The sequence below is a fragment of the Okeania sp. SIO3I5 genome (assembly GCF_010672085.1).
GTDB lineage: Bacteria > Cyanobacteriota > Cyanobacteriia > Cyanobacteriales > Microcoleaceae > Trichodesmium.
In genome coordinates this window covers 2,937-13,710 of sequence record NZ_JAAHHT010000247.1, presented here as the reverse complement: position 1 = coordinate 13,710, position 10,774 = coordinate 2,937, and the positions used below count along the sequence as shown (strand labels likewise).

The following is a 10,774-nucleotide window of genomic DNA, read 5'->3' as shown; positions in this document are numbered from 1 at the left end:
AAAGTCGCTCTCCCTAAATTTTCCCGAGATGGAGATTTTCTGGCTCTATTGTTCAATAGTTAGGCTCGGTTGAGAGCTAGTCAAAAAAGTCGCTCTCCCTAAATTTTCCCGAGATGGAGATTTTCTGAATCTATTGTTCAATAGTTAGGCTCGGTTGAGAGCTGGCAAAAAAGTCGCTCTCCCTAAATTTTCCAGACATTCATCAGTTTTTTTTAAGCTCCGATACCTCCGACACCTCCGACACCTCCGACACTTCCTAAAGGCTCTCTCTAACTATATCCAACTGCCACTGAGTATCTACAGATATGCCATGATGGTCAGTCACAAAAGTCATAATTGTTTTCCCTGCCTGTAAAAAACGTAATTGTTCTAACTTTTCGGCTGATTCTAAATCACTGCTCGGTAATGTATGATAATCTTCGAGTACCTGTCGCCTATAGCCATAAATCCCCACATGACCCCAAAATTTAGTTGATTGAAACCAGTGTTCTGATTCCACATCTCGGACATAAGGAATGGGATTCCGGGAGAAATACATGGCATATCCAGCATGATTTTTCACCATTTTCACCACATTGGGGTCAAATACACCCTTTTCCGAAAGTAGACAAGCAGGAGTAACAATATCTGGTAAAGGATGAGTATTCTCAAAGGTTTCAATAGTTTGGTCTATTACTTGAGGTTCCAACAGAGGTTGGTCACCTTGGACATTAACAATAAAATCTGCTTCTAAGTGATGGATAATAGAAACTATACGTTCCGTACCAGAAGCACAATCTGGGGAAGTCATCCAGACTTTGCCGCCCCAACTACGGACAGCATCAGCTATTTCTTCCGAGTCAGTAGCAATATGAATCTCTGATGGTTTGGTAGCTTGGAGACATCTTTGATAGACGTGCCACAACATCGGATGTCCGCCAATGTCTGCCAATATTTTTCGAGGCAAACGAGTTGAAGCTAGGCGAGCAGGTATGACTACTATTGATTTGAGGTTGCTCATTGGGTTAGTTATTAGGAATGGACAATAGTCGTTTTGAACTTAATACAATTTGAAAAGGCTATATAATAGAAAATTAGGATAAAAAAATTAGTCTTATCACCTAAAACTATAAGTTATGAGTTATCAAAAAATCATCACCATAGAACCAGACAAGCGTGGTAGTAAACCTTGTATTAGAAGAATGCGAATTACAGTTTACGATGTCTTAGGATGGTTAGCTGCAGGGATGTCTTTTGCAGAAATTTTAGAGGATTTTCCTGAATTAACAGAAGAGGATATTAAAGCTTGTCTAGAATTTGCTGCTGATAGAGAACGTCGTTCAGTAGCAGTAATAACTAAAGAATGAAGTTACTATTTGACCAAAACTTAAGCAGAAAATTAGTCTAACGAATAGCAGATATTTTCCCTGATGCAAGTCAGGTTTAATTTGAAGAAATGACTATAGCTACAGATACAGAAATTTGGGAATTTGCCAAAGCAAAAAACTTTTGTATCGTTACCCAAGATGCAGACTTTGCTGAAAAAAGTAGTCTTTATGGTTCTCCACCAAAGGTAATTTGGCTACGTTGCGGGAATGTTAAAACAGAAAAAGTAGAATCAATCTTACGATCTGGGGCAACAGCAATACAAGAGTTGTGTTCTAACCCATTGTTAGATTGTCTAGAGCTATTCTGAGTTGAATAACTGTTCACTCAATATAATTTGATTTGTACTAATTTTCTGAAGTAGCAGTAGCAAGTTTATCCTCAACCATCATCCTTACGACATCTGACATTTTATACCTTGCCCTCCATCCTAATTTTTCTTCAGCCAATTTTGGATTTCCTCCTCCCCAAGCAATATCTGTTGGTCTATACAAACTTTCATCAGTCACTACATGGTCTTGTGAGTTTAAACCCACACATTCAAATGCTTGAGCTACAAAGTCTGCTAAAGAATAACTTTCACCAGTAGCAATAACATAATCTGTCGGCTCATCTTGTTGCAACATCAAATACATAGTCTCCACATATTCGGGTGCCCAACCCCAATCTCTAATCACATCAACATTCCCCAAATACAGCTTTTCTTTACTGCCATTGGCAATACGACAAGCTGCTGAGACAATCTTTTGAGTCACAAATCTTTCTGGTCTTAGAGGTGATTCATGGTTGAACAGAATACCAGAACAGGTATATAAATTGTAAGCTTCCCGATAATTTGCTACTTGCCAAAAAGCTGTGGCCTTAGCAACTCCATAAGGACTTTTAGGCCGAAAGGGGGTATTTTCATCGGCAGGAAGGCCATTAGTATTACCGAAGCATTCTCCAGAGGAGGCGTGGTAACTTTTTATGGGGACTTTCATAAACCGAATGGCTTCTAACAAGTTTAAGGTCCCTGTGGCAATGCTTTCTAGTGCCTCTACGGGTTGCTGAAAGGAAAGACCGACAGAACTTTGACCTGCTAGATTATATACCTCATCGGGTTGGATTTTGGTCAAGACCTGCAAAACGCTACGAAAATCATTGAGAGCCATTGATTCTAGCTTGACTTGCTCGAATATCCCTAGACGATGTAGGTTAGTAAATTTAGACATCTGAGCGTCTCTGGATGTTCCACAAACTTCGTAACCTTTGTTTAGTAATAGTTGGGCTAGGTATGCTCCGTCTTGACCACTTACTCCACTGATTAGGGCTTTTTTCATTTTTTTATTTTTAGATAATATATTTAGAGTAAATAAAAAATTATATCATTTCTGGTAAGTATTTGCTAAGAGTTTATCATTAATTTTTATATTCTGAGTTTGTTGAGGAGATCATAGCGGGCAAGATGCCCGCACTACAAAAATTTGGTTGTTAAAATCTATACCTCATAATATTTGGAATCTGCTGTATTTATTATCAAGTCTTACAATGAATATACTAAGTGCAAGTGACAGGAGATAAACCTTAAAAATATCGTTTCCTAACTAATAGACATCTCCGAAAATTAAAAATAGAATCAATTCTTATCCAGAAATTATCAATTACTTCTTCCTGTTCCCTGTTCCCTGTTCCCTGTTCCCTCTTTTCTGGAGAGGTCTAATGATATGGAGAAAAAAGATTGATGCCAGCTCAAAGACTTATACCACGATACGGTTAAAAATGCCTTAATCAAGGATGGTTGGAATATTACAGACGATCCTTTAATTTTATCTATCGGCAAAAAAGATTTATTTGTAGATTTGGGCGCAGAAAAGTTAATTGCAGCAGAGAAAAGTAACCAAAAAATTGCCGTATAAATTAAAAGCTTTATATAAAATCCGGTTATACAGTAATCGCACTCATTACTTCCTCAACTAACATAAGTTAAGCATAAATACGAATTTAAAAATTTATACATTTTCATTTCCTTACTTCTTACTTCTTACTTCTTACTTCTTACTTCTTACTCCTTGCTCCTTACTTCTTACTCCTCAGTAATACGATAACTAATTACCCGGATTCTATATTATTGGTGACTCCCGCATTAATGATTTAGAAAAAGCTCTTGGTCAATATATTTTGTATAGAGAAATTTTAAGAGAAAAGCAGGAAGTAATAATATTGTATTTAGCAATTAAATAATCAGCTTATGAGGAGATTTTTGAACAACCTGTTGGTAAGATATTATTAAAACAAAAACTTGTAAATTTATTAGTTTTTGATGAAATAGAGGAGCCAATTTTACAATGGATTCAATAACTAAATATTATCAAATTATTTATCCGATTTTAAAAGAATATGCAGACCTTCCTTATCGCTATGGAGAAGTTAAACGTCATTTGATCGTGAGTGAGGATAAGTTACATTATTTATTTATAACTTGGGGATGGGAAAATAGGCGGAGAGTCCATGGTTGTATTGTGCATTTAGAAATTGTTGGCGATAAAATTTGGATTCATGAAGATGGTTTAGAGGATGGTATTGCTAATGATTTAGTCAATGCAGGAATTCCAAAAATTCAAATTGTTCTGGGTTTTCATCCGCCAGAAGTACGTCCTCACACTGAATTTGCAGTGAATTAATTTTATGATCGCGACACTACAAAAGTGATAAGTAAGTAGTCAGTAGTCAATAGACATCTCCAAAAAAGAGGGAACAGGGAACAGGGAACAGGGAACAGGGAGGAGTAATTGATAATTTATAGGTAAGAATTGATTTGATTTTTCATTTTTGGAGAACTCTAATAGTCAGTAGTCAGTAGTTAAAACAGCTTTTTTCCTTACTATCAATCTAGCTCTGATACAAATTTCATACCTTATTTTACCAATGCCTGATTTTTATTTATATTATGTTCGGATAATCAATGATAAAAATGTTTTTGTTTGTAGTAGGGACAAACTATTATTATTGTCAAGTATAACGATGATAATTAACCTTCGGCAAATTCTGTATACTTTCTGAGATTAGGTGGATGATATGCCAAAACAATATCTTTTTTAGGTACTCCTTTTTCAACTAATTGGTCAGCGATCGCGTCTTCGGTACCGTCATGTTGAACCCAGATTTTACCATCAATAATATCGACATGAATGGAACAACCATATATTCGGGTATTGTTATTTTTCCAACCTAAATTAACAAGTTGATAATGGTCTCCTTCGTCGTCAAAAACTGTTTGACTTTTAATTAGGTCGTTAGGAGAACGTAACTTTGCTCTTGCAGTTAATAATTCCTGAATTAATTGACGATACAAATCTAATTTATCCATTGGTTAATTACCTCCTTTTCGACATCATAAATAATTAAAAGGATTTGGTTACGATTAATTACAGTTTGAATAAATGGATATTTGAAAAAACGCTTATAAATATCTAAAGGAACTGCTAAATACAATCGTCTTTCTGATTCTTGTTCTTCCAAAGCAATACGATAATTAATAAATTGTCCAACCGCAATATGAAACTCAGAAATTGTTGAAGCTGCCAGAAAAGTTTTGATTTCAACAGCGATTTTTTTACCATCTCTTGTTGCAGCAATTAACTTTTCTGCACCTAAATCTATATAAAAATCAACAAACCCTAGGTCTATACGATAGGGGTCGTGGGTAATTGTCCAACCCTCATTCTCAAGAGCTGTTCTAACTAGCTGATGAAAAGTATCTTTTGCAGGCATTATAGACAGTTTTCTAAAAGTTTATTTAGTAGCTAGAATATAATATTATACACATTGTTTGTTGGGTTGCGCTGGCGCTTAACCCAACCTACTAAACTATATAATAATCAACAAATCCTAAATCTATACGATAAGGATAGTGAGTAATTGTCCATCCTTCATTTTCAAGAGCTGTTCTAACTAGCTGGTGAAAAGTATCTTTTGCAGGCATTATAGACAGTTTCCTTAAATACACTAAAATTGTGGGTAAGTTTGCTGCTTGCTTAAGACCTCTCCCCCCTGCCCCTCCCCCTCTCCTGCAAGGAGAGGGGAGTTTCTCCCCCTTCCCTCCTCCCCCCTCATCCCCCCTTTCCAAGGAGGGGGGATTAAAAAGGGGGGCAAGGGGGGATAGGAAGGGGGTTGGGGGGTTAGGTTTTTTCACCCATATTTTAAAGCTAGACACGGCACTACAATAGAATAAATTATTAAATTAATTATAACTATGTCATTACAAAACCAATCAAAATTTAACCAGTTATCATTAGAAAAACATCTCAAAAATTACTTTGGGTATGACTCTTTCCGCCCTGGGCAAAAAGAAATTATTCAAACAGCACTTCAACAAAAAGACCTATTAATTGTGATGCCTACTGGTGGTGGAAAATCTTTATGTTTCCAATTACCAGCATTATTAAAATCGGGTTTAACAATAGTAGTATCTCCTCTCATTTCTTTGATGCAAGACCAAGTAGAATCTTTACAAGATAATGGTATTACTGCGACCTTTTTAAATAGCTCTTTAGGCTTAACTGAAACTCGTAGGCGAGAAACGGATATTATGCAGGGGAAAATCAAACTTTTATATGTGGCGCCAGAGAGATTATTATCAGATAAATTTTTACCATTTTTAGAGTTAATTAATGCTCAACAAGGTATCTCTACTTTTGCTATAGATGAAGCTCATTGTGTTTCAGAATGGGGTCACGATTTTCGCCCAGAATATCGACAATTACAAATGTTACGAGAAAGTTATCCAGATGTACCAATGATGGCTTTAACTGCTACGGCGACAAAACGGGTTCGAGAGGATATTATTGCTCAATTAAATTTACAGAAACCCTATATTCATATAGCTAGTTTTTTCCGTTCCAACTTATATTATGAAGTGCGTCAAAAAACTAATGCTAAAAATACTTTTGCGGAAACATTACAAATAATTAGAACAGTTGGTGGTTCGGGAATTATCTATTGTAATAGTCGTAAACGGGTTGATGAAATTGCTTATAAATTACGGCAAAATAATGTATCTGCTTTGCCTTATCATGCTGGTATGAATGATGAAGATAGAACTACTAATCAAACTAAATTTATTCGAGATGATGTTGATGTAATTGTGGCAACTGTGGCTTTTGGTATGGGAATTGATAAACCAGATGTAAGGTTTGTGATTCACTATGACTTGCCTAAAAATATAGAAGGTTATTATCAGGAAACTGGTAGGTCTGGTCGAGATGGAGAAGCTGCTCAATGTATTCTATTTTTTAGTTATGGGGATAAGAAAAATATTGAATATTTAATCGGTCAAAAAGGTGATGAGCAAGAACAAAGAATTGCCGAACAACAGTTAAGAAGAATGATTAATTATGCTGAAGCTACTGATTGTCGCCATAGAATTTTATTAGGCTATTTTGGAGAAGATTTTCCGGGAAATTGTGGCAATTGTGATAATTGTAAATATCCCAAACCAATTGAAGATTGGACTATTGAAGCAATGAAGTTTTTGTCTTGTGTGGCGAGAACTAAAGAAAGGTTTGGCATGACTCATATTATTGAGGTTTTAAGAGGTTCTAAAAATCAGAAAGTTTTGGAGAGAAAACATGACAAACTTTCTACTTATGGCATTGGCAAAGATAGAACTGTTGAGCAATGGAAAAATTTAGCAAGGTCTCTTTTACATCGAGGTTTAATGGAGGAAACAACTGATGGTTATTCGGTATTGAAACTTAATCAAAATAGTTGGGATGTAATGGGTAAAAAAATTAAGGTGGAAATTGCTATTGAAAAGAAACATCAGATTGAGAAAACTACTACTTCTTTAGCAACAGATGAGCAGAGATTATTTGAAGAATTGCGCGGGTTGCGAAAAAGAATTGCTGATGAACAAATGGTAGCGCCTTATGTGGTTTTTCACGATTCTAATTTACGAGATATGGCACAGAAACGTCCTCAAAAATTAGATGAATTTATTGAGATTTCTGGGGTAGGTAGTAGGAAACGAGATAAGTATGGCAAGCAGTTTATTGAGGTGATTAGAAATTATTGTGCGGAGTATGGTTTACCTACTAAGTCGGAACCTATTCGAGAGTTAGCAAAAGTTGTGGATAATGTTCCTTCTCTGACGCAAATAGAAACTTTGGAGTTATATAAAAAAGGATTAAGTATTGATGCTATTGCTAATGAAAGAGGGTTGAAAACTAGCACTATTGCTAGTCATTTAGCTGAGTTGATAGAAAAGGAACAACCAGTAGATATTGATAAGTTGGTAAAACCAGAAATTCAGAAAGAAATTATTGCAGCAATAGAAGAAGTAGGGGATGAAAAATTGACGCCTCTTTATGAGTATTTACAAGAACGTTATAGTTACGATGATATTAAATTAGTTAGGGCATTTTTGCGGAGCGATCGCTTAGATTTTTAGAGGTCTAATACTAAAGATTAAAAATTATTATTCATTTAGACTCAACTTTCTTTATATTTTCCTGATAAATTAGCTCTCAAACTTTGTTGTAATTATCTTTATAAATTAACTCTCAGAGTCTAAGTTCGGATTTTTTTTATCAAACTTTTAAAGAATATTTTTTTTGGTCATGACTATTATAAAACTATGTCTTATCTTGTTTCTCTAATGATTCGATCAAAAAATCAATTAATTATTTACACAAAAATATGTTAAAGTCTACATCATGTAAATAAAAAATTTGCTTTCCGTGAAACGGTATAGCTATTATTTCCGGAAGGAGACCATTTTGAACTATAAACCAGACCCAATAGATACTTCTAAGGTAAATCTGACAACAGAACATTTAAAAATAACTGAATTACTCGCTAAAAATACCCATGAAATTTGGGCAAAACAGCGAATTTCTGAAGGTTGGAAATATGGAAAAAATCGAGATGATGCCCAAAAATTACATCCTGGTTTAGTGCCTTATGAAGAATTGCCAGAGTCAGAAAAAGAATATGACCGCGTTATTTCTATGGGAGTAATTAAAACTCTTTTAGCCATAGGTTATCGAATAGAAGGAAGTGAAACTACTACAGAAAAAACTGCTACAGTTGATGACAGTAATTTATCGTTAATTTTAGAAAGTTTAAAAAAATCATCCCAACTAAATTTAAAAAGTTTACAAACAATTCGTCGAGAAACTATTAATCTCCATTTGCGTTACCCAGAAATTTTTCGGATTTTGGGTGAATATATCCTGAAACTTGGGGAGCCATTAATGGCTTATGATATTTTATCGGAGGGGTTAAAAGAATGGCCGAATGATATTCGTTTACAACAACTTTTAGCTTTGAGTTTAGCTCGAATTGGAGCAACTCAACGGGCTAATAATTTATTATTAGAGTTAGTAAACTCTGGTAAAAATGATCAGGAAACTATTAGTTTGTTAGCCAGAACTCATAAAGATTTGTGGCAGCAAGCAAGTTCTCCAGAGGAAAGTACCCAACAAATAGCACTGGCAGCTCAACGATATCAACAAGCTTATCAAATGAGTAAGAATTATTATCCAGGAATTAATGCTGCGACAATGACAATGTTGATGGGAGATGCTGAAACAGCAAAGGCGATCGCTGTTGAAGTACGGGGAAAATGTTTGGCTGAACTCCCACCAGTTTCCCAGAGGAATGAGAATGACTACTGGTTACTAGCAACTTTGGGAGAAACTGCTTTAATTTTAGGGGAAAATTCTGAGGCAGAAGATTGGTATGGTCAAGCTGCGGAGAAAGGTAAGAATAGATTTGGGGATTTAAGTTCGACTCGCCGTAATGCTACTTTAATCTTAGAATATCGACAAGGAGATATTAATTGGGTTAAAAATTGTCTGCCTATTTCTAGGGTAGTAGTATTTAGTGGTCACATGATTGATGAACCAGGGCGCACAATACCTAGATTTCCGCCAGAGATAGAATCACAAGTTTATGAGGCAATTCGCGATCGCCTAATTCAGTTAGATGCTCGTTTGGGTTATGCTTCTGCAGCTTATGGTAGTGATATTTTGTTCCTTGAAGCTTTGTCTGAATTGGAGGGGGAGACTCATATTGTCTTGCCCCATGAGCGAGAAAATTTTCTGAAAGAGTCTGTCGATATTATTCCTAATAGTAATTGGCGACAACGGTTTGAGCAAGTTTTGGAAAAAGCGACAGAAGTGATTATTCCAACTCATTATAATCTTGAACAAAGCAATATTGTCTATGAATACACAAATAGGATACTCTATGGGTTGGCAAAAATGCGGGCACAACAGTTGGAGACAGAACTTATACCAATGGCTGTTTGGAATCAACAAATTGGTGGGATAGGTGGTACAGCAAGAGCTGTAGAATTTTGGCGACAATGGAACAATAATGTGGAAATAATTGATATTCAGCAGATTTTAGAATCTGTGATGACAAATAAAGTAGAGATTGTAAATAAAGTATCCACAACGCCAACTTCCTTGCAACTAACTTCTACCCCAGAAGACAAAAATCATTTAATTATGGCGTTGTTATTTGCAGATGTTAAGAGTTATTCTAAGTTAAAGGAAAACCAGATTAGTCTATTTGTAGAACATTTTCTCGGTGCGGTGGCGAATTTTGAAGCGAAGTCTGATTATAAACCAGTAATGAAAAATACTTGGGGAGATGCTTTATATTATGTCTTTTCTAATGTCAGGGATGCCGGTTTATTTGCTTTGGAATTATGCAATCTTGTTCAGAGTACAGATTGGGAAAAAGTAGAGTTGCCTGCAAGTTTGAATTTACGGGTAGCGTTACACACGGGGGTGGTTTATAAATACACTAACCCCATAACTGGGATGACAAGTTACAGTGGTACTCATGTAAGTTATGCCGCTAGGATTGAACCTATTACGCCACCAGGAAAGGTTTATTCAAGTCAAGCGTTTGCAGCGATGGTAGCTTCCGAGGGGGTGAAGGAATTTACTTGTGATTATGTGGGGCAAACTTCTTTGGCTAAATCTTATGGCACGTTTCCTACTTATCATGTGCGACATTGTGGAGGTGGTTAATGAAGTCAGAAGTCAGAAGTCAGTTGTAGGTTGGGTTAAGCGGTAGCGCAACCCAACTACCCCCCGAAGCAATCTCAACTATAACAGTCAAATTAGGAGATTGCTTCGGCGCTCGTTAATGGTTTCTGCGAAAGGTTAACCTCTCTATTACCGCCTCGCAATGACAATATTAAATTCTACTGTCATTGCGAGGGGTGCTGAGAAAGAATTATTTTGGTTTATCCCATAATTACCCCCCGTGGCAATCTCTAGCATCATTGAGATTGCTTCAGCGCTCCTTAATGGTTTCTCCGTGTCATTGCGAGGGGGGCTCAGAAAACTAATGATTTGGCTTTACCCAATTATTACCCCCCGAAGCAATCTCAACTATAACAGTCAAATTAGGA

Annotated in this window: 11 protein-coding genes and 1 pseudogene; 7 read left to right on the top strand and 5 right to left on the bottom strand. The window is 36.0% G+C overall.

Translation table 11 applies throughout. The features are described from left to right. Positions 1 to 256 precede the first annotated feature (256 nt). Positions 257 to 1,000 carry a 3-deoxy-manno-octulosonate cytidylyltransferase gene (gene kdsB / locus F6K40_RS33330; protein ID WP_293142387.1) on the bottom strand — a complete coding sequence of 248 codons (744 nt, stop codon included), beginning with the start codon at positions 998 to 1,000 and terminating at the stop codon, positions 257 to 259. A gap of 115 nt (positions 1,001 to 1,115) precedes the next feature. On the opposite strand from kdsB, the gene F6K40_RS33325 reads away from it, so the two are divergent. Then, on the top strand, positions 1,116 to 1,346 hold the full coding sequence (locus F6K40_RS33325) for a DUF433 domain-containing protein (RefSeq protein ID WP_293142385.1): 231 nt from the start codon (positions 1,116 to 1,118) through the stop codon (positions 1,344 to 1,346). A gap of 89 nt (positions 1,347 to 1,435) precedes the next feature. Beyond that, positions 1,436 to 1,675, top strand: coding sequence for a DUF5615 family PIN-like protein (locus F6K40_RS33320; RefSeq protein WP_293142383.1), 240 nt, complete (start codon positions 1,436 to 1,438; stop codon positions 1,673 to 1,675). Between the two features lie 37 nt (positions 1,676 to 1,712). Here the strand turns inward: F6K40_RS33320 and F6K40_RS33315 are convergent, their stop codons facing one another. Beyond that, positions 1,713 to 2,684 carry a GDP-mannose 4,6-dehydratase gene (locus tag F6K40_RS33315; RefSeq protein ID WP_293142381.1) on the bottom strand — a complete coding sequence of 324 codons (972 nt, stop codon included), beginning with the start codon at positions 2,682 to 2,684 and terminating at the stop codon, positions 1,713 to 1,715. Positions 2,685 to 3,095: 411 nt separating this feature from the next. Between F6K40_RS33315 and F6K40_RS33310 the strand changes: the two are divergent. From F6K40_RS33310 to F6K40_RS33305, 3 genes and pseudogenes are all read left to right on the top strand, one after another. Beyond that, a pseudogene (locus F6K40_RS33310) lies at positions 3,096 to 3,257 on the top strand (element excision factor XisH family protein); the annotation flags it as partial. A gap of 211 nt (positions 3,258 to 3,468) precedes the next feature. Continuing rightward, a complete protein-coding gene (locus F6K40_RS41165; RefSeq protein WP_365673663.1) occupies positions 3,469 to 3,585 on the top strand; it encodes an element excision factor XisH family protein in 117 nt (38 codons plus the stop codon). A 104-nt stretch (positions 3,586 to 3,689) separates the two neighbouring features. Continuing rightward, on the top strand, positions 3,690 to 4,025 hold the full coding sequence (locus F6K40_RS33305; RefSeq protein ID WP_293142379.1) for a XisI protein: 336 nt from the start codon (positions 3,690 to 3,692) through the stop codon (positions 4,023 to 4,025). Between the two features lie 347 nt (positions 4,026 to 4,372). On the opposite strand, the gene F6K40_RS33300 is transcribed toward F6K40_RS33305, so the two are convergent. From F6K40_RS33300 to F6K40_RS33290, 3 genes are all read right to left on the bottom strand, one after another. Further along, a complete protein-coding gene (locus F6K40_RS33300) occupies positions 4,373 to 4,711 on the bottom strand; it encodes a XisI protein (protein WP_293142377.1) in 339 nt (112 codons plus the stop codon). Further along, positions 4,699 to 5,115: a XisH family protein gene (locus F6K40_RS33295; RefSeq protein WP_293142375.1), complete on the bottom strand. Its 417-nt coding sequence runs from the start codon at positions 5,113 to 5,115 to the stop codon at positions 4,699 to 4,701. The genes F6K40_RS33300 and F6K40_RS33295 overlap by 13 nt, the downstream gene beginning before the upstream one ends. 91 nt (positions 5,116 to 5,206) lie before the next feature. Then, a complete protein-coding gene (locus F6K40_RS33290; RefSeq protein WP_293142373.1) occupies positions 5,207 to 5,326 on the bottom strand; it encodes an element excision factor XisH family protein in 120 nt (39 codons plus the stop codon). A 270-nt stretch (positions 5,327 to 5,596) separates the two neighbouring features. Between F6K40_RS33290 and recQ the strand changes: the two genes are divergently transcribed. Then, the gene (gene recQ / locus F6K40_RS33285; RefSeq protein ID WP_293142371.1) at positions 5,597 to 7,792 is read left to right on the top strand and encodes a DNA helicase RecQ; all 2,196 of its coding nucleotides are present in this window, start codon (positions 5,597 to 5,599) and stop codon (positions 7,790 to 7,792) included. Between the two features lie 328 nt (positions 7,793 to 8,120). Continuing rightward, positions 8,121 to 10,388, top strand: a complete 2,268-nt coding sequence (locus tag F6K40_RS33280) for a TRAFs-binding domain-containing protein (protein ID WP_293142369.1) — start codon at positions 8,121 to 8,123, stop codon at positions 10,386 to 10,388. Positions 10,389 to 10,774 lie beyond the last annotated feature (386 nt).